The organism is Methylobacterium sp. Leaf123 (assembly GCF_001423405.1).
Lineage (GTDB): Bacteria > Pseudomonadota > Alphaproteobacteria > Rhizobiales > Beijerinckiaceae > Methylobacterium.
The window spans coordinates 1-19318 of record NZ_LMNS01000018.1 but is presented as its reverse complement, the minus strand read 5'-3'; the positions used below and the strand labels follow the sequence as shown (position 1 = coordinate 19318).

General features: G+C 68.2%; 16 protein-coding genes and 1 tRNA gene. 12 read left to right on the top strand and 5 right to left on the bottom strand.

Annotation, left to right across the window (positions count from 1 at the left end):
• Positions 1–610: 610 nt before the first annotated feature.
• From ASF53_RS13440 to ASF53_RS13430, 3 genes are all read left to right on the top strand, one after another.
• Complete coding sequence (locus ASF53_RS13440; RefSeq protein WP_056199002.1) at positions 611–1021, top strand: YeeE/YedE family protein; 411 nt, start codon at positions 611–613, stop codon at positions 1019–1021.
• Positions 1018–1458 carry a YeeE/YedE family protein gene (locus ASF53_RS13435; RefSeq protein WP_056198999.1) on the top strand — a complete coding sequence of 147 codons (441 nt, stop codon included), beginning with the start codon at positions 1018–1020 and terminating at the stop codon, positions 1456–1458. Before ASF53_RS13440 ends, ASF53_RS13435 begins: the two co-directional genes overlap by 4 nt.
• 376 nt (positions 1459–1834) lie before the next feature.
• A tRNA-Arg gene (locus ASF53_RS13430) sits at positions 1835–1911 on the top strand.
• A 176-nt stretch (positions 1912–2087) separates the two neighbouring features.
• Here ASF53_RS13430 and ASF53_RS13425 read toward each other — a convergent pair.
• A complete protein-coding gene (locus ASF53_RS13425) occupies positions 2088–5978 on the bottom strand; it encodes a glycosyltransferase (RefSeq protein WP_200943236.1) in 3891 nt (1296 codons plus the stop codon).
• A 774-nt stretch (positions 5979–6752) separates the two neighbouring features.
• Between ASF53_RS13425 and ASF53_RS13420 the strand changes: the two genes are divergently transcribed.
• Complete coding sequence (locus ASF53_RS13420; protein WP_056198993.1) at positions 6753–7661, top strand: class I SAM-dependent methyltransferase; 909 nt, start codon at positions 6753–6755, stop codon at positions 7659–7661.
• Between the two features lie 361 nt (positions 7662–8022).
• On the opposite strand, the gene ASF53_RS13415 is transcribed toward ASF53_RS13420, so the two are convergent.
• The 3 genes from ASF53_RS13415 to ASF53_RS13405 all read right to left on the bottom strand — a co-directional run bounded on the left by ASF53_RS13415 (position 8023) and on the right by ASF53_RS13405 (position 10986).
• Positions 8023–8793, bottom strand: coding sequence for an anti-sigma factor family protein (locus ASF53_RS13415; protein WP_056198990.1), 771 nt, complete (start codon positions 8791–8793; stop codon positions 8023–8025).
• A gap of 85 nt (positions 8794–8878) precedes the next feature.
• Complete coding sequence (locus ASF53_RS13410; protein ID WP_056199005.1) at positions 8879–9442, bottom strand: sigma-70 family RNA polymerase sigma factor; 564 nt, start codon at positions 9440–9442, stop codon at positions 8879–8881.
• Between the two features lie 239 nt (positions 9443–9681).
• Positions 9682–10986 carry a L,D-transpeptidase family protein gene (locus tag ASF53_RS13405; RefSeq protein WP_056198988.1) on the bottom strand — a complete coding sequence of 435 codons (1305 nt, stop codon included), beginning with the start codon at positions 10984–10986 and terminating at the stop codon, positions 9682–9684.
• Positions 10987–11270: 284 nt separating this feature from the next.
• Here ASF53_RS13405 and ASF53_RS13400 point away from each other — a divergent pair, with 284 nt between their 5' ends.
• The 8 genes from ASF53_RS13400 (at position 11271) to ASF53_RS13365 (ending at position 17655) form a co-directional block, all read left to right on the top strand.
• Positions 11271–11678: a hypothetical protein gene (locus tag ASF53_RS13400; protein WP_056198986.1), complete on the top strand. Its 408-nt coding sequence runs from the start codon at positions 11271–11273 to the stop codon at positions 11676–11678.
• A 49-nt stretch (positions 11679–11727) separates the two neighbouring features.
• Positions 11728–12804: a copper chaperone PCu(A)C domain-containing protein gene (locus tag ASF53_RS13395; RefSeq protein WP_056198983.1), complete on the top strand. Its 1077-nt coding sequence runs from the start codon at positions 11728–11730 to the stop codon at positions 12802–12804.
• 112 nt (positions 12805–12916) lie between these two features.
• Positions 12917–13441 carry a copper chaperone PCu(A)C gene (locus ASF53_RS13390; protein WP_056198981.1) on the top strand — a complete coding sequence of 175 codons (525 nt, stop codon included), beginning with the start codon at positions 12917–12919 and terminating at the stop codon, positions 13439–13441.
• Positions 13431–14078 (top strand): SCO family protein, encoded by a 648-nt coding sequence (locus ASF53_RS13385; protein WP_056198978.1) that lies wholly within the window; start codon positions 13431–13433, stop codon positions 14076–14078. The genes ASF53_RS13390 and ASF53_RS13385 overlap by 11 nt, the downstream gene beginning before the upstream one ends.
• Before the next feature lie 234 nt (positions 14079–14312).
• A complete protein-coding gene (locus ASF53_RS13380) occupies positions 14313–14669 on the top strand; it encodes a hypothetical protein (protein WP_056198975.1) in 357 nt (118 codons plus the stop codon).
• A gap of 42 nt (positions 14670–14711) precedes the next feature.
• The gene (locus ASF53_RS13375) at positions 14712–16856 is read left to right on the top strand and encodes a TonB-dependent receptor family protein (RefSeq protein WP_056198971.1); all 2145 of its coding nucleotides are present in this window, start codon (positions 14712–14714) and stop codon (positions 16854–16856) included.
• 154 nt (positions 16857–17010) lie between these two features.
• A complete protein-coding gene (locus ASF53_RS13370; RefSeq protein ID WP_056198968.1) occupies positions 17011–17253 on the top strand; it encodes a type II toxin-antitoxin system VapB family antitoxin in 243 nt (80 codons plus the stop codon).
• Entirely contained in the window at positions 17254–17655 is a 402-nt protein-coding gene (locus ASF53_RS13365; protein WP_056198966.1) for a type II toxin-antitoxin system VapC family toxin, read from the top strand.
• 45 nt (positions 17656–17700) lie between these two features.
• On the opposite strand, the gene ASF53_RS13360 is transcribed toward ASF53_RS13365, so the two are convergent.
• Positions 17701–19173 carry a carbohydrate porin gene (locus ASF53_RS13360; RefSeq protein WP_056198964.1) on the bottom strand — a complete coding sequence of 491 codons (1473 nt, stop codon included), beginning with the start codon at positions 19171–19173 and terminating at the stop codon, positions 17701–17703.
• Between the last annotated feature and the right edge of the window lie 145 nt (positions 19174–19318).

Sequence of the window (19318 nt, the reverse complement as noted above, 5' to 3'; positions counted from 1 at the left end):
CCAAAGACGCGCCAGCAGCCCGGTTGCCCGGCACATCCAGCCCACCCTTCAGCGATGAAGTCCGCAGCGCGGGATCACCCGGCGCCGGCAGTCCGCGGCGTCTAGAGCCGGCGAACCGTTCTGTCAACCGACCCAGTCAAGCGCCACAGCACCCGGATCAACCGACACCCCGGAACCAGAAGGACAGCGATCGCCCGATCCAGTCACCCGGATCAGCTCCGCTCACCAACAATCCCGAAGACCGACCAAACCCCCGACCCACCATCCGGTGGACCGCGGCGCCCCGTCGGTGAAAGGGGTATAAGGGGCCCCGCACGGGGCGTCAATCGGAAAAACGCGGGAGAACCGAAAACGCCCGCTACCGGCCTTCTGGGGAGACGCGACGGGCCTCCTATGCGGGATGGGTTCATCGGCGCTGGGAACTAGGGTGACGCCCCCAAGCCGTCCTCAACGACGGGAAGCCAACACCCGCCTTTCTTGGGCGGCATTCGCTTCCATACCTGACATGATGGAGAGCCGACCTGGGTCGCTATACAGGCAGCGGGGCTCTCTCGAAGGGGCCTCAGCCCATCGGCGCATTTGCACCCTTCAGACAGATTGGAGAACCGGCATGCTCGTTTCCCTTGGCGGTGGGGCGCTGATCGGCGCCTCCGCAGCGTTGCTCCTCCTCACCAACGGTCGCATTGCCGGCATCAGCGGCATCGTCGGCGGCCTGTTCCGGCCGTCCGGCCATGATTTCGCTTGGCGGGCCGCCTTCCTGATCGGTCTGCTGCTGGGGCCAGTCGCGTTCCGGCTGGGGGCAGGACACTGGCCGGAGGTTCGTGTCGATGCATCCTGGCCATTGCTCGTGACCGCCGGTCTTCTCGTCGGCTACGGCACGCGGCTCGGCTCCGGATGTACCAGCGGCCACGGCGTTTGCGGCCTCGCACGGCTCTCACCGCGCTCCTTCGTTGCGGTGGGCACCTTCATGGCAGCGGCCATCATCACCGTTTTCCTGGTTCGGCACGGAGTCGCGCGATGACCGTCCTTCGCCTCGCGGCCGCGCTGGCAAGCGGCCTGCTCTTCGGCTTCGGCCTTGCTCTTTCGGGCATGATGAACCCTGAGAAAGTGCTGGGCTTTCTCGATGTTGCGGGGGAGTGGGATCCGAGCCTCGCTTTCGTCCTCGCAGGGGCGGTTGGCATTTCGGCGTTGGGCTATGGGCTCAGGGCGCGGATGGCGCAGCCGTTGCTCACTCCCCGCTTCGACGTGCCGACCAATTCAAGGCCCGATGCCCGTCTCGTCGGCGGCGCCGCACTGTTCGGCATCGGCTGGGGGCTTGCCGGCTTCTGCCCTGGCCCGGCCCTCAGCGGCCTCTTCCTCGGCTTGCCCCAAGTCGCCCTGTTCGTCGCGGCCATGCTCGTCGGCATGCTGCTCCACCGTTTCACGGTCGGCCGCGCGCCCGTGTCCCGCAGCGCCTGACCGTCGCTCGGGCGATGACGCCGGCGCGGTGCGGTCGCGGACGACGCCTCGGGATCGTGGGCTGCGCCGTCGGATCGGCGTTTGCCGCGCTGGCTCTGATGTGCTGACGGCCGATGTGCAATCTGGCCTTAGCATCGAACGGGATGGAAGACGGGCTCCTGTCACGAGCGATGCCGTGTCGTTCCATCATGGCGGGTGATCGAGCGCTCATTGCCCGATCCTCGGCTGTCGTCCGTTGGTCGAGGCTGACGGATGCGACGCTCGCAAGCTCGCTCGGGACTTGACCGTCAGATCCTTCTCAAAGGGGGTTCAAGCACAAGCTCGGGAGAGGCTTGACCCCGCCTTGGTCCCGTGCCTTTTGGCCCCGTGGCACCCAGACTCCGTAGCTCAGCTGGATAGAGCAGCCGCCTTCTAAGCGGCAGGTCGTAGGTTCGAGCCCTACCGGGGTCGCCAGATCAACCCTTCACCATTTTGGTTGGATACTCTTGCTTCGGCTGACCTGACCGCGTCGGGCCGCTCCGCTTTGTCATCATCGTCGACGTCGCCTCGCGTCCTACGACGATCAATCACGCCGGCGTCTCCGACCTGCCTGGGCCCCAAGGACCGGCCAAGTCGGAGTCCCGCCGGTTTCAGGGCGTAAGCGAGCGGTCGCCCCCGGCCTGCGAGGCAGATGCCGCGTCACCCGACAGCGCGAGCAGCCTGTCGTAGAGTGCGATCAGATCGTCCCCTTGATCCGCGGCCGTTCGGGGCGGGTGCGCGGGTTGCGGTGGGCTCGCACGGAACCGCTCGGGATCGGCATCGATCCGCTGGAACACGGCGCGCAGCCCGTCCGGAGATCCGACATCGACCCGGAAGCCGTTGACGCCCTCGTCGATATCCTCGCCGATCGCGCCGAGATTGCTGGCCACGACCCACAGCCCCGCCGCGCGCGCCTCCCGCGTCACCAGCCCGAAACTCTCGGGCCAGAGCGAGGGCGCGAGCAGCACATCCATGTCGGCATAGAGGTCGCCGATCTGCGCTTGCGGCACCTTGCCGACGATCCGAACCGAGGTGGCGCCCCAGGTCTCCTCGCTGGCGTAGTCGGTCGCCAGGGCGTGATCGACGAGGGTCAGGCTCAGATTCTCGAACCGGCCCGCCCGCAGGATCGCCTCGATCAGGATCGCGCCCTTATGCGCCGTGCGACCGCCGATATGGCCGAGGCGCACACGGCCCGATGGGCTCTTCCGCCGTGCGCTCGGTGTCAAAGGCGAGACGCCGTTCGGGATCGCGATCGTCTGAGGGAAGCCGGCCTTGCGATAGATGTCGGCGAAGGACTCCGACACCGCGGCGATGGCCGCCGCCGAATCGAGCACCCGTGCCAGTCCGCGGCGGCGGGCGATGGAACCGGTCGGGGTGACGGAGCGGCTCGTCGCGTCGGCGAGAAGGTCGGGCGAGGGCATCTGCACCAGCCCGTCTTCGTCGATGAGGAACTGGAAGTCAGAGATCCACCACGCGTCGTGGACGGTGACGACATAGGGAATTTCACGGGCGCGCACCGCCTCGACCACGCTGGCGGTCAATTGCTGTATGCAGTGGACATGGACGAGATCGGGCTCGAAGCGGTCGAGCAGGGCCTCGAATTCCGAGCGGACGTTCGGGTTGAATGGGCGCCAATCCATGTTCCGTTCGCGCGGTGTGGCGATGCGGAAGACGGGGATGCCGCGGTAGGCGTCGATGCGGGTCTGATAGGGAGGCTCGACCTCCATATCGGATGCCGCCACGGCGAGTTCGAACCGGTCCGCAGCCTGATCGAGGATATGGTCGATGTTGTCGCGCACGACCCGGGTGGCGCCCCCGACGGTCTGAGGCGGGAAGTAGACGTTGACCACCAGGATGCGCGGCCGCCCCGCGCGGCGCTTGCGCATGACGGATCGCGCCGCGACCGCCGACGAACGCGCATCCCCGGCAGTAAGCTCGGCCCATGCCTCGGCGGAGGTTTTGCGGGCATCCGATGTCGTATCGGCCGACCGCCGGAGCTTCTGGGGCGGGGCCGCGAGAATTCCCCCGAGAACCTCGGCCGCGGCATCGAGGCCATAGGACGCCAACGCCTTGTCGCGCGCCCGATCCCCGATCCTTCGGCGCAACGCGGGATCGTCGATCAGCGTGGCGAGCGCCTTCGTCCAATCCTGGACCGTTTCGGCCAGCAGGGCATCCTCCCGATCGACCAGAATCTCCCGGTAGGTGCGCGTCGCGCTGACGATCGAGGGGATGCCGCACATGGCGGCTTCCAGCCACTTGATCTCGCTCTTGGCGTCCGCAAACGGGCCGGGCGCAAGGACCGCGAGGTTGATATCCGCCCCCGAGAGCGCTTCCCAATAGGCAGAAACGTCGTCGGTGAAGCCGAGCTGGCGCACACGGTGAGCGAACCGCCGGAAGCCCGGGCCGAGGCGCAGATAACCGGCGATCACGAGCCGGACATGCGGATACCGCTCCATCATCGCGAGAAGCGCGGGCGCAGCGAAGTCGTTGAAATCCTTGTTATGCGCCCGTGTGCCCGATCCGTAGAAGACCGTCAGCGCCGTGGCGGAGACGGGTGCGTGGGGGCGCCTCAGGAAGGGAAGATTTCGCGTGTCGAGCCCGTTGCGCAGGACGTGGCAGATTCCTGAGCGGACGAGCGGGCGCATCCGCTCGGCCAGCGCCGGCGTGGAGGCGAGGCCGGTGTCGCAGGCCTGCATGGCGTAGCGGAACAGCGGCACGCCGTATTGCAGATCGACATATTGCTTGGGCGTGATCTGCCCCTCGAAGCTCTCCAGGGGATCCGGGAATAGCGCCGCATCGAAGACGATGTCGTCGATCTCATAGATCGTCGGCAGGCCGAGGGCGCGCGCGTAGAGGATCGCGTGCAGGACGCCGGGGAAGGCCGCCACGCGGTAGAAGATCACCGCCGACGCTCTGTCGAGGGCCGGCCGACAATCGGCGGCCTCGTCCTGTTTGAAGACCTCGACCGTCCAGCCGCCATGCTCGAGCTGCTGGATCTTCTGCACGACGCGGTAATGATCGCATTGCGGAAGGTCGCGGTTGGCGACGATGACGATATGCCCGTTCGCCGGAACGGCAAGCGGTGCCGGCAGCGGATCGACGGCTGAAATCAGGCTTCCGATCTGGTCGAGGCAGGCTGTGAGGCGCTCGTCCGCTTCCGTCCGCCGTCCGGCGGCGTAGTGGGTCCGCGCCTCCTCGCTTGCGCGAGCGAAGGATGCGACTATGGCGCGGTGCGCGGCAGCGCGCCAATGCGTGTTGGCATGCCAATCCACGGCCGAGCGCCGGACGCGGTCGAGCGCCTCCGGCACTGAGTCCGGCCGCGAGAGCAGGCCGTCGATCGTGTGGATGTGGCTCCACACGACGGCGCCCGGCACATCCGCCGCATCCCCGAAGGCGCGCGCCGCATCGTTGGTGCGGTTGAGCTTGAGAAGCGCGTCGCCGCGCCGATGATGCAGGCGACCGGAGACGAGACCAGCTTTGAGTGCCCGATCGAAGGCCTCCTTGGCCGCGACGGCATTGCCGCCGAGGAGATGGTACTCGCCGATCCTCTCGAGCAGTTGGGCCGAGCAGGCCTGCCGCACGGCTTCCAGTTCCCAGAGCTGAAAGCCCGTATCGAAGAAGTGTCTCAGGGCATTCAGCCGTCCGGGCGGCGGTGGATCAACCCCTTCAGTCAATAGAGTGCGGTAAGCCGTCTCGTCGAAGCTCTCGGGAAAGCACTCCTCCCCAATGAGCCGGACCAGCGCCGCAGCCTCGCTCCCAGGCTCGCCCTTCTGGACGCCCGCACCAAGCCAGAGACGATAAAGATCCGCATCGCTGGCGCCGGCTGAAGCATCCAGGTTGTTCGAGCGGTAGAAAATGGGGTCGAAGCGCAGGCGCAGCGAAATCGGGGCGAGCCGGTCCACCCCTTCCGTCAGGAAGGCGACCAGCCCTTCCATGCGGGAGGCGGGCGGGTGCGTCAGCCATGCCTCATTCAGCAGTACGAATTCGTGGAGCACGAAGAGGTCGAGCCACGCGCCCGGCAAGACCCGCGCGGCGACCAGAAGACGGACGAAGCTTTCTGCGGGGCGACGCCCGTTCAGCGCCGTGCCGGAAGCGAGCATGCGCTCGTATTCCTGCTCAAGGGCCGACAGATCGGGCCCGTGAGCACGCCCCTCAAATCGTCCGAAGCGCAGATAATGCTCGCTGAGCTGCCACGGTTCGGTCAGGTCGGCCAGATCGTCGTAGAGCGCGCGGTAATGCTCGGGGACGAAATCGCTCGGCAACGCTCCCCCTTTGGCTTCGAGAGAGGCAACCAGAGCGGCGGCGTTCGGGAAACGGCCTTCGGCCCGACCATGCTTGAGGTAGTGCTGCTTGAGAGCCTTGCTCTCGTCCCCGAGGGTCGCGAGATCGGGATAATACCGGTGGTAGAAAACGGGATCGAAGCCGCCTCCCTTTCCTGCCTCGGACATCCGTCGGTCGAACGGCCGGGAAATCGCCCTGGCTCCGACCTGCTTCGAGAGCATTTGCAAGCTACGCTTGAACAATGTCAGCAACCTCGTGCACGGCTCAGTCGGAACGTCTCGGGGTGATCGTGGACGGATCCTCCGTCTCGGGCCCGGCCGCTGCATCTGCGGGCCGGCATCGGTTCGATCGTGCAAGACGGAATGGCGATTCGGCTGCACCGCCGCATTCTGGAGGGCAAAGGCGCAGAGTCAGGGGCAAAAACCCGGCGATCAGGTCGAGCGTGGGGTCATTCGAGAATCCACGTGAGGATGTAGGGCCGCCTACCGGGGAGGAGTTCGGCGCTTCGCCCCAACCGCTCTGTACGACGTCTACGTCGGATTGCCGGGCCCCGCATACTGCCTCCCGCACTGCACCAAACGCAGCAGTAGCCGGAGGGCCGAGCATGAGCAATCCTCATCCCCATCACAGGCCCGCCGCCCGGTACCGACGGATACGGCAGGAGCTAGAGCCGTGCCCGACCACCTTGAGTCGGATCACGCCTCTATCCTCTTGTTGTGCCGCGCTTTACTCTCGACGAATCGGAATCCACTTTGTCGGAAAGCGCTCTAGCTCACCCTTTTTCTTACGGGCGAGGCGAGCTCTCGAATCTCGCAAGACCTCCACACGCCTTGCAGCGGCTTGTGCAGATCCCTCGTCTCAGGCGCTCCAGATGACAGCATAAGACGAGGCTGGGCTTCCGAGCCTGTGGCGCCCTTTATCAAACGATTGCACAAGCGCCAGCGTAGCGGGTAACGTTCGACCCTTCATCAAATGAGAGGCGAGGCATCCGCGGCATGCATTCCGGTTCCATGTCGCTGGACGCGTTCCTGAGCCAGCGTTCCACGAATCGCCGCCTCGCCCGCCTCACGCACGACGTTCCGCTGCCGGAGGCGCGGGGCCTCGAGTTCGGGCCAGCGAACAATCCCACGGCGATGCCCGTGGGTATCCGCGTCGCGTATATCGACCATGCCATAGACGCCGAGGCCGGGCTGCCGGATGCCGTGCCGATCGATCATGCCTGGGCGGGCTCGGGCTCGCTGGCAGAGGTGATCGGGCAGGAGGGGCTGGGGCAAGTCGGACTCGACTTCGCCATTGCGGCGCAGGTGGCGCAATACGTGCCGAATCTGCTCGGGTGGTTCCGCGGCATTCACGCCGTTCTGAGGCCGGGCGGGGTCCTCAACCTTTCGCTGCCCGATCGACGTTTCATGTTCGATGCAGGCCGCGCCAACAGCACCATCGCCGAGTTGGCCGAGGCGGATCTGCTGAGCTACACCCGGCCGAGCCTTCGCCAAGTCTTCGCCCACACCTACGAGGCCCTCGCCATCGGACCCGGCGAGATTTGGGCGGGTGAGGATCCGGCACGGGCGCCGCGGCTGTGCGGTGAAGCCGCGCTGGCTTTGGCCTACAAGCAGGCCGACGAAGTCTTTGCGTCAGGCCGCTATCAGAAGTGTCATTGTTGGGTGTTCACGCCCCTCGCCTTCCTCGACGCCGTCGAGGCGGCCGCGCGACTCGGTCTATTTCCTTTCGTGCTGAATCAGATCGCCGCGGCGGAGCCGGGCGGGTTCGAATTCTACGTTTCGATGCGTCGTGATGCCGAGGCGGATCCGCAGGCGTTGCGTGGCCTGCAGGAGGGCGCCATCGCCCATCTGCGCGAAGTCCTGAAACGGCAGCAGCGCACGGCAAGGCTGCTCGCAACCGCTTGAGCCTCTTTGGCCAACCGCATCGAGCCGGGGGCCGCCCTCAGGCGGACGGGCCCCGGCTGCTTGGGACCGCTGGCTGGAACGCTTCTCGTCCATCAATTGGGTTGACGGCCCGGCACCAGCGCTCGCCCTCACGGCCAGCGGTCGCGGCCGAAGTTGAGCCGGAACGCCCGCACCTGACGAAGAACCGGCCCGTCACGTCAGGCAAATCCCTCGGAACAGAGACGAGCCCGCCTCACTGCGGCTGCCGAAACCAAAAGAAAGCCGAGTGTCTCGGCCTGGATCGATCCAAGACGAGACACTCAGCGCTTGTTCTACAGTCGCTCGCCGTCGAGGAACTCGGCGACCGCGCTTGAGACCACTCTTACTTCCGGATCGCGGCAAGACGGGCGGCGGCAGCGTGCAGAGCCGGATCGTCGTGCGAACCGCTCAGCGCGTAGGCCGTGCCACCGGTCCGCCAATAGGCGGTCGTCCCGTCGCTCGAGCGCGCAACCGGCTCCGTCCCTTCGGACATCGGCGCCCCACTGCTATGCTTGGCGAACAGGGCGAGTTCGCCGATCTCGGCCGATTGGATCGAGACTTCGATCCCGGTGCCGCTCCGGCTCGGGAAGATCTGCACGTCCCGGACGATCCACCCCTTCGGCAGGGGCGGCAGATCGACACCGGTCGCGGCTTCGAGGTCGGCCGGATCGTAGGCCGAGGCCATGGGCTGGCTGCTCGTGCGGGCACGAATTTGCACAGCCTCGCGAGCCTGCTTTGCTTCCTCGGCCAGGGACGGATCGATCGGCGAGGCGAAGGAGCCGGGAACGCCGAAGCTGCCGCTCTCGGTATGGGCGAGCCAGCCCGCTCCGACCAGGACCACGACCGCCGCCGCCCGGCGCAGGCGGGAGCGAACCCGCTGCCACGCGAAGGCACGGTCGATCCGGCGGGCGCTGGAGCGCAGCCGCTCCGGCGGCAGGCTCGGCACCGGCAGGAAGGCTTCGCGCAGGGCGTCGCGGTCGCGCAGATCAGCCATGACCTGCAGCGCGTCCTGCGGATTGCGCGCGAGATGCGCCTCGACCTCGACCCGACGCATCGGCTCGAGTTCACCATCGACATACGCGATGAGTTCGGTTTCCGTAACCGGATCGACCATCAGCCCACTCCGACTGCCCTGCTTGCCCACCGTCGAACCTCTTCGTTTTTCGGTGTCTTCGGTTGTTAACGGCTAGCTAGGGTCATCAATTCCCACCAACGACGCGCAGATGTGCACGACCACGGTCTGGGCCATCGTCGGAGGATCCGGCGGTGGCCTTGCCCTTGCGGCCGCCCTCCTCGAAGGCGCGCAGGGCCGCCCGGCCGCGGCCGAGCCGCGACATCAGGGTCCCGATCGGGATTCCGAGCACGGCCGCCGCATCGGCATACGCCATGCCTTCGAGGGTCACGAGGTGAAGCGCGGCGCGCTGCTCCTCGGGCAATCCCTCGAACGCCTTGCGGATCTGCATGAGCCGCACCTGCCCCTCCTGTGCGGGCGGGGCCACGTCGTCGGAGAGCTGCACCAGCGCGTCGGCGTGGCGTGCCTCGACGCGTTTGCGACGCTGCTCGTCGATGAAGACGTTGTGCAGCACCGTCATCATCCAGGTGCGCAGGTTCGTGTCCGGCCTCAGATTCGCGCGCGATTCGAGGGCGCGAACCATGGTATCGTGCACGAGGTCATCCGCTTTCAGCGAATCCCGCGTGAGCGACCGGGCGTAGCGCCGCAAGGGCACCAGCAGGTCGACGATTTCGGAGCGTTTCGAGCGCATTCTGTCGGCCACCATAATCCGTTGACGGCTGGCCCACGCCTTTAATCCGGCGTCTCGTTCTTTTTTTCGAAAAAAATTGCATGCCCCGAAAACCGGGCATTCTTCACGGCGCGCGGCCCTTCAGCGAGACGGCCGCGCGCCGGTTCAAGTGCCTTGAAACGCAAACAGCCCGGACCGGATGCGAGATCCCGTCCAGGCTGCTTGCGTTACCTCGGCAGATGGGTCGAACGAGCGGGTGCTCAGTTCTCCTCGTCGCCCGGCTCGTAGACTTCGGGGCGGGTCGAGGCGGCGCTGGCGACCGGCGTCGGCGCCTCGATGGTGGAGGGCACGTTCACCCCGTCGCGCTTGTAGATGTCGTCGCGGAACTGCACCGTGCCGTCCGGGGTCGCCCAGGCGGTGATGTAGGTCCAGTAGACCGGCACGGGCTGGGTCAGCGTCGCATCGATGCGCTGGCCGCTCTCCACCGCCTGCTCGACATGGGCACGGTCCCAGCCGGGCGTGTCCTTCAGCAGCCACGTGATGTACTCGCGCACGTTCTGCACGCGCACGCAGCCCGAGGAGATGAAGCGGAAGTCGTCGCCGAAGACGCCGCGGGAATTGGTGTCGTGCATGAACACGCCGTGCGCGTTCGGAATGTTGATGCGCACCACGCCCATGGAATTGAAGTCGGCGCCGGAATCCTGACGGTAGGTGTAGCGGGTGCCCTCGTCCGAATTCCAGTTCACGGAGCGCGGCGAGATCTCCTGCCCCCCGGACAGGATGCGGATCTTGTTGTCCGTGAGGTAGTTCGGATCCTTCTGCATCTTCGGGATCAGATCCTTCCTCACGATCGAGGCCGGGACCGTCCAGGTCGGGTTGAAATTGATCTGCGTCGCCTTGGTGTTCATGATCGGCGACTGGCGGTCGATCTTGCCGACGCCCGCTGCGTGCAGCGTCACGACCTGACCGTTCTCCACCGTCTGCACCAGGGCGGCGGGGATGTTGGTGATGACGAAGCGCCGGCCGAGATCGCCCGAATAGGAGCGCAGGCGGATCACGTTGGTCTCGAGTTGGCGCAGGCGCACATCGGCGGGCACGTTCATCGCCGCCTGGGTCGCCGGGCTCATCTGGCCGGTCTGCGACAGGCCGTGCCGGGCCTGGAAGCGCTTCACGCCGGCCGCGACGTAGGAATCGTAGACGCCGGCACCGCCGGCCGTGGCGTCGAGGTCGCCGGTGACGATCAGGCGCTGGCGCACCGCCGCCACCGCCGGTCCGCGGGAGCCGACGCGCAGACCGGCCGCGCCGGTCACGTTCTGCCAGCCGCCGCGGGAGACGATGGCGCGGTACTTCTCGGCCATCGCCTCGGTCGCCGCGATGGTGTCGGGCGAGAGGATCGGCGTCGAGGACCGATGCACCTGCATGGTCGAGGGCGAGGAATAGTCCTGCGCCCACTCGGCCTGGGCGAAGCCGCCCTCGCGGGCGAGCGCCGGGCCGGCGAGCACCGTCGCCGCCACGAGGGCGGCAGCGAGGGGGCGGAAGTGGGGGTGGCGCGCGCTCTGCAGCATCGATCCGGGCTCTGGATAAAGGTGCGGTCGGTGGATCCGGCCGGGAGTCAGGGTTCAAACGCGAAGCGTCGAAGAACCAAGTCTCGGCCAAGTCCTCGTGCCGCGGTTGTCGCGGTCTCGTGGTTAAGAAGCCATGCCGTTCCGGGCTACATTATGGCGTCCGGGTGTGAGGACGCACGCCGTGCGTTCAGGGACGCGCTCGGGGAGGCCTCGCCGGGGCGCGGCGGCATGGCGCCGGCCCGGCCCCTACCGGAGCGGCGCGAAGCGGCGTAAGGCTCGTGTCCATGCCGAGCCCTCGCCGCGACCGGACCGGAGGAGCGCCGCGCGTCCTGCGCGGGCTGACCGCCGTGGCCGCCCTCTACGCGCTGGTGCTCCAGTCCCTGCTCGGCGGCATTGCCGCCCTTCCCGTCGCGGGCGCTCCCGCCTTCCTCTGCCAGCCGAGCGCGCAACAGGTCGCGGACGGCGCTGTCTCCGCCGAGGCGGCGAAGGATGGGCTCCCGGTTTCACACCACGCCGACTGCTGTACCGCCGCGCATCACACGCCCGCCGCGACGCTCACCCCTCCCCTCTCGGCCGAGGCGGCGTGGCCCGAGCGGCGCGTCGCCCGCGCTGGCTGGTCCGGAGGCCAGCGCCGAACCGCCCGTCCACCCCCCTTCACCCTCGCCCATGCCCGAGCCCCGCCGGCAGCCTGACCCGCCCGATCCCAGCGATCCTTCGATGTCAGACAACCGGAACCGTCCCATGCCTCGCCTCTGCCTCAGCGCCCCGCTTCGCGCCGCCCTGCCGCTCGTCCTGATCGGCTCAAGCGCCGTCCCTTGCGCCGTGCTTAGCCTCGTCTCGCCCGCCGCGGCCCATGCCGTGCTGGAGCGTAAGGAGGCCGTACCCAACGCTGCCTATCGCGGCGTCGTCCAGATCATGCACGGCTGCGACGGCCGGCCGACCACCCGCATCAGCGTCACCATCCCCGAGGGCGTGACCGGGGCCAAGCCGATGCCGAAGCCCGGCTGGACGATCGAAACCGTCAAGTCGGCCTATGCCCGGTCCTACCCGTCCTTCCACGGACAGGTCTCGGAGGGCATCACCCGGATCACGTGGAGCGGCGGCAGCCTACCGGACGAGCAGATCGACGAGTTCACCTTCTTCGCCCGGATTTCCGACGCTTTCGCGCCGGGCGCGACGATCTACTTCCCCGTCGAGCAGGATTGCACCGAGGGCAGCTACCGCTGGACCGATGTTCCGGCCGAGGACGGGAACCTTCAGGCGCTGAAGGCGCCGGCCCCGGCGGTGCGGATCGTCGCCGCCCGAGGGACGCCGCCCCAAGGAGCGACGCCCCAAGGAACGGCGGCGGCGCAGGCTCCGGCTGCCCCTGCCGCGAAGGCCGGAGCGATCGCGATCGAGGCGCCCTGGCTGCGGGCGACGCCGGGCGGCGCGAAGGTCGCTGGCGGCTACGTGACCCTGCGCAATACCGGCACCGAGCCCGACCGGCTGACGGGTGCGGCGATCCCCCAGGCGGGCCGGGCCGAGATCCACTCGATGACGATGGAGGGCGGCGTGATGAAGATGGCGCCCGTCGAGGGCGGCCTCGCCCTCGCGCCGGGGGCCGGCGTCGCGCTCAAGCCCGGCGGCTACCACCTGATGTTCCTCGACCTGAAGGACGGGCTGAAGGCGGGCGAGACCGTCGCGGGCACGCTGACCTTCGAGCGGGCCGGAACGGTGCCGGTGACCTTCACCGTGGCCCCGATCGGCGCACAAAGTCCCGGCGCGCAAGGACCCGGCACCGCCGCGCCCGAGGCCGACGGCCACAAGCACCACCACTGACCGGCGATTCCCTCGCGCGGGCACGAGCCTGATGGACGAACCGCCGCCGCGCGGCGTTCGAGGCTCAAGATCCGCGCGCCCTTCCCTTCCCTCTCCGAACGGAGACACGATCATGCGCCTTCACGCTTTCCCGGCCGGCCTCCTTGCTCTTGGCCTCGCGGCGACGAGCCCGGCCCAGGCCCACGACTACAAGGCCGGCCCGCTCACGATCGGCCATCCCTGGTCGCGGGCGACGCCCGGCGGTGCGCGGGTCGCGGCCGGCTACCTCACGGTCACGAATACCGGCACCGAGCCCGACCGGCTCACCGGCGGGGCGATCGAGGCCGCCGGGCGCGGGGAGCTGCACACGATGTCGATGAAGGGCGGCGTGATGAAGATGGCGCCGCTCGCCGACGGTCTGGCGATCCCGCAGGGCCAGACGGTGACGCTCGCCCCCAGCGGCCATCACCTGATGTTCCTCGACCTGACAACGCCGCTGAAGAAGGGCGAGCGGGTGAAGGGGACGCTGCGCTTCGAGCGGGCCGGGACCGTTCCGGTCGAGTTCGCCGTGGAGAGCCTCGCCGCCAAGGCGCCCGAGACGCGCTCCGAGAAGGGGTCTGACGCGCACGATCGCGCGGGACACGACCATGGCCACTGAACCCCGGCCCGAGCCCCGGACAGCCTCCCCCGCCGCGCAGCGGGGGAGCACGCTGATCCTCATCGCCTTCGCGCTCGCCCTCGTCGGCATCGTGGCGGCGACGGTTGCGTTCCTGCCGCGGGGGGACCGGCCCTCCGCCCTGTCGGTGGTCGGCGGCCCGTTCCGGCTCGACTCCTCGAAGGGCGGCACCGTCGATTCGCAGGCGCTGAAGGGCAAGCCCTTCCTCGTCTTCTTCGGCTTCACCCAGTGCCCGAACGTCTGCCCGACGACGCTGGCCGACCTCGGCACCCTGCTCGACGAATTCGGCAGCCAGGGCGGCGAGATCCAGGCCTATTACATCACCCTCGATCCCGAGCGGGACACGCAGGAGGTGATGCGCGAATACATGGCCTCGTTCACCGACCGGATAACCGGCTTGACCGGCACGCCACAGCAGATCGAGCGGGTGGCGCGCGACTACCGGGCCTATGTGAAACGGGTGCCGCTGCCGGGGGGCGACTACACCCTGGAGCACACGCTGATGGTCTACATGATGGACCGCGACGGCGGCTTTGCCGGACCGCTCGACCTGAATGCGGGGCACGCCCTCGCACTCAAGCAACTGCGCAAACTGGTCTCCGACGGCCGCAACACCTGACTGTCTGGGCGCCATGGAATCAACCGTCCAGGCGTGCTTCGAGGCCGAGCTTGCGCTCGGCGCCTCGGCATGAGGAGCGAGGCGCTTGCCGGAGCAACGCGGTCGAGCAGGCTTTGCGTGTTTCGAGCCCTGTGACGGCACGGAAAACAGGTCTGGCCGGATCGCGCCTCCGTTGACGTCCCGGCAAGCTTGGCCATAGCTGGCGCCATGCGAGGGCGCTTGCCGGGATGGTCCGTGTGCCGCGCGGTCATCGCCGTGGCCGCGCTCTACGCGCTCGCCCTGCAGGTCGTCCTCGGCGGCGCCTCGCTCGCCGGAAGCCTCGGCCCGCAGAACGGTCTCGTCCACATCCTCTGCGCCCCCGATGTGGGGGAGGCCGAGGGGCCCCTGAAGTCGCATCCGGGCCACGGGCACCTGCCCTGCTGCCAAGCCGCGCATACGCTGCCGAGCCTGGACGTTCCGGAGCCCGCCCACGGCCTCATTGCGTGGCCGCGGGAACGGGCCGCCCCGGTCGCGTGGGACCCTGAGATCGTCGCCCTTCCCCGTGCGCCGCCCGGCACACGCCCGAGTGCCCGCGCCCCGCCCGTCGTCTGATCGATCGCCTCTTCCGATCCTTCAGACAACGGACATTTCGTCATGCCTTTCCGTCAACGGGCCGTGCCGCGTGCCGCCCTGCCCTCGACCCTGTTCGTCTTCGGCCTCGGCCTTTCCGCCCCCGCTTTTGCCCAGACGCCTCCGGAAAGCGCGACGCTTTCGGAAATCAGCGTCTCCGGCACCGCTTCGCCCACCGCCGGGGGCCCGGCCGAGACCGCCGGTTCGCTCACCGTGCCGAGCGTGGCCGCACAACGGGCGGCGGTGAACGCTACCTTCGGCTCGGTTGCCTTCGTCGATGCCGCGACGTTCCAGAACCGCTACGCCAACACCGTGCGCGACGTGCTGAAGGATGTGCCCGGCGTGTTCGTGCAGGAGCGCTACGGCCAGGAGATGCGCCTCTCGATCCGCGGCTCCGGCATCGCCCGCGGCTTCCACGTCCGCGGCATCGAGCTGTTGCAGGACGGCATCCCACTCAACCTCGCCGACGGCAGCGGCGACTTCTACCAGATCGATCCGCTGAGCCTGCGCTCGGTCGAGGTCTACAAGGGCGGCAACGCGCTGACCTTCAGCGCGACCACGCTCGGCGGCGCGGTCAACTTCGTGACGCCGACCGCCTATACGGCGCTCGCCCCGAACATCGCTCGGATCGACGGCGGCAGCTTCAACACGATCCGCGAGCATTTCCAGCTCTCCCGGATCTCAGGGCCGGCCGATGTCCTGATCTCCGGCACCGCGACCAATTCCGACGGTTTCCGCGATCACGAGACCCAGCGCACCCGCAACGTGAACGCCAACATCGGCTACCGGCTCGCGCCGGGGGTCGAGACGCGGTTCTTCCTCGGCTTCTACGACACCGACCAGAAGCTGCCCGGCTCGCTCTCGCTGTTCAACGCGCTGAACAACCCGCGCCTCGCCAACCCGGCGGCCCTCACCGGCAACCAATCGCGAAAAGTGACGACGGAGCGCATCGCCAACCGCACCTCGTTCGAGCTGGAGGTCGGGCGCCTCGACATCGATTCCTGGGCGATTCACAAGAACCTTGACCACCCGATCTTCCAGGTGATCGCCCAGGACGGCTGGACCTACGGCGTCGCGCCGCGCTGGGCCGGCACCTTCGATCTCGGCGGCTTCCGCAACGACCTGATCCTCGGCCTGCGGGCGTTCGCCGGCATCAACGAGGCCCGGCAATTCGTGAACGTGGCGGGGTTCCGCGGTGCCCCAACGCTCGACGCCCGCCAGAGCGCCTCGAACTACGAGGCCTATGCCGAGAACCGGTTCTGGTTCAGGCCCGACATGGCGCTGATGACCGGCGCCAAGCTGTTCTCCTCGAACCGCACCTTCAGCGACAGGGGCGGCCTGCCGGCAAACCCCGCCGCGCGCTTTGCCAACATCACCTACGAGGGCATCAACCCGAAGCTCGGCCTGCTCTGGCAACCGCTGCCGGAGATTCAGGTGTTTGCCGACGTCACCCGCTCGCGCGACGTGCCGGACTTCTCCGACCTCGTGCAGGCGAACCTGCTCGGCACCACTTTCGTGCCGCTCGAGGCGCAACGCGCCTGGACCTACGAGGCCGGCTCGCGCGGCCGGATCGACCGCCTCGCCTGGGATGTGACGCTCTATCGGGCGGAGCTGCGCGACGCCCTCATCAACTTCACGCCCAATCCGGGCCTGAACATCCCGGCGGCGACCTTCAACGCCCCGCGCACCCGCCACCAGGGCGTCGAGGCCGCCGTGACGCTCGACCTCGCCACGGATCTGACCGGTATCGGCGACCGGCTCGCCGTGACGCAGATCTGGACCCACAACGACTTCCGCTTCGTCGGCGACCCGGTCTTCGGCAACAACCGCATCGCTGGCGTGCCGGTGAATGTCCTGCGCACGGTGCTCGGCTACCGGCACCCGAGCGGCTTCCATCTCGCCCCCACCCTCGACTGGGTGCCGCAGGGCGCCTTCGCCGACCACGCCAACACCCTCAAGGTGCCGGGCTACGCCCTGCTCGGCCTCCAGGCCGGCATCGACTTTTCCAACGGCGTCGCGCTGTTCGTGGATGCCCGCAACCTGACGGACGCGCGCTATGTCTCCGACATCGCGACGGTGACCAATGCCGCGACCGTGGCCGGCGGGCCGGTGGCGTTCTTTCCGGGCAACGGCCGCAGCGTGTTCGGAGGCGTGCGGGCCTCGTTCTGAGGGTTCGGCCGTCATTCGAGTGACATGTCGACCGAAGCGGTTGCCCAGCTCGTGATCGAGATCAGGTGCTAGGCGGCCGGCTCACAAAGGCGGCGGCTGTATGAACAAGCACCGTCCATGCGTATATACAAACGCTGTATGGACGGAGGCTGTCATGCTCAGCATCAGGGATGAGGAAGTCCGGACCCTCGCCGAAACTGTCATGCGGAAGTCCGGCGCGCCCAACCTCACGGCCGCGATCAAGCTTGCCTTGCAGCATGAGATCAAGCGTACCGACGAGGCTCTCCCCCTGATCGAGCGTGTCGCCGCAATCCGCGCGGCGGCGCTGGCGAAGGCCGATCGGGCGCCCGCTCCGCCTCTGAGCGAGGACGAGCGCGACGCCTTGTGGACGCGCTGAATGTTCATCGACACGTCGGCCGTCGTCGCCATTCTGGCCGACGAGCCCGAGGCCCCCGCCTTCATCGCCTGCATTGAGGCTGCCGGACGCCGGGAAACCGGGCCGCATGTCCGCCTTGAGGCGGTGATCAATCTCGCGCGCATCCTTGGCCTTCCGGTCGCAGCGGCCCAGGAAATGTACGACGCCTTTCTGGAGGCGGCCGGAATCACCGTCGTCTCGATCGACGATGCCGTCGCCCGCCGGGCGGTGGCGGCCTTCGACACCTACGGCAAGGGCCGGGGCCATCCGGCGCAGCTCAATTTCGCCGACTGCCTCTCCTACGCCTGCGCCGCCACCGGCCGCGTCCCGATCCTCTTCAAGGGTCGGGACTTCATTCACACGGACCTGGCTATCGCATCCTAGAGTACCGGCCCGATGGGGCCTTCCGAGCCTCGAAGGCCCGCCCCCTCAATACTGAACCGTCGCGCGCAAGCCCAACACGGCGGCGTTGCGCACCCGGCGGCCTTCCGGGTCGCGCGGGTCGGCGATGCCGCCGCCGGGATGCAGGATCAGTTGCGCGTCCGGCTGGACGGTGAAGCCCGGCACCACCACCGCCTGATAGGTCGCCTCGATCACCGTCTCGGCCCGCCGCCGCGGCATCGGCGTGCCGGTCAGGACGATGGTGTCGATATCGGACCGGCGCGCGTCGTCGGAGAGGCGGGCATGCGCCAGGCTGAGGCCGACCGTGTCGTCGTCGCGACCGGGCAACAGGCCCTTATAGGCCAGCCCGGTATCGAGATAGGCGGAGACGAGGCTGGAACGGGTCGGCGACCACGCCGCGCGCACGAAGAAGCCGAGGCCTTCATCGTCCTTGCCGGTTTCCCGGTAGAGCGTCTGGTCCCAGATCGCGTAGATCCCGGCATTGCCGCGGAGTTTACGGCCGATGCCGGTGGCATTCGGGTCGGCGAGCGGCAGGCCGGTCTGATCGAAGCGCAAGCTCTCGAAGCGCCCGAAATGCTGCCAGCCCCCGAGGGTGATGTCGCCCGGCCGTTCCTTTGAACCACCTTCCGTATTGAAGGCGTAGGTCGCCTCCGCCACGACGAGGGCGGGATCGCGGGTGCGGAAATTGGTGCCCGTGCGGTCGAGGCGCTGCCCCTCGGGGTCGTCGCCCGGGCGGCTGGCCCCGGCCGGGTCGCCGTCATAGAGCCCGGCCTGGAGCGAGAAGCCGTTGCCCGGCACGTATTTGGCCCGGATCGCGGGCGCCGCGAGCGGGTAGGCCGGGCCGCCGCTCGGCAGGTCGAGCCCGGTGATCGCCGGCCAGCCGAAGGTCGAGTTCACGAACAGGGTCGCGGTCTGGCTGACGAAGAACTCGGTGTCGGCCGCCTGCTGGCCGACCCGGATGCCGAGCCGGCCGTCGAAGAGCTGCTGGTCGAGCCACAGCGTGTAGAGGCGGGAGGCCGGCAGCGCCTCGATCACGCTGGCGGCCAGCAGGTTGCCAACATAGTAGCGCGACAGGCCGGTGCCGTGGATGAAGTAGGCGTTGGCGTGCACCGTGGCACCGTCCCAACCGGCGAGCCGTTGCAAGTCGAGATTGAGCCGCAGGTTCAGCCGGTCCTCGACGATCGCCCCCTGGCGACTGCCGCCGACGGGATTGCCGAGCGTCTCGGCGATGTAGGTGAGGCTGTACTCGATGCCCCGCTCCTTCAGCAGGGGCCGCAGGCCGAGCGGGTCACCGAAAGGCCCAAGGGAGGGCTCGATCGAGCGCACGTAGCCGCCGGACGCTTGGCTCGTCGATTCCGGCTGGGCCACCGCGATCCGCGGATCGCCGCCCGCCCCCTCGTAGATCGGCCGTCCGGTGGGCTGCGCCTCCGCCGACCGACAGGCAAGAGCCGTCAGCACGAGCGCAAACGACAGGACGCCTAGAGCCGTGCGGCGGGACAAGGAGGCACCTCTGAGGCAAACCGTGAGACCTGAGTTTACGGTCTCATTCTTAGAGTCCGTCCGATAAGTCATGATGCTCGCCCGAGCCTTCGGACGAGGATCATGACGGCGGCGGCGTAGAGGAAGGCCTGGGCCGAGGCGAGGG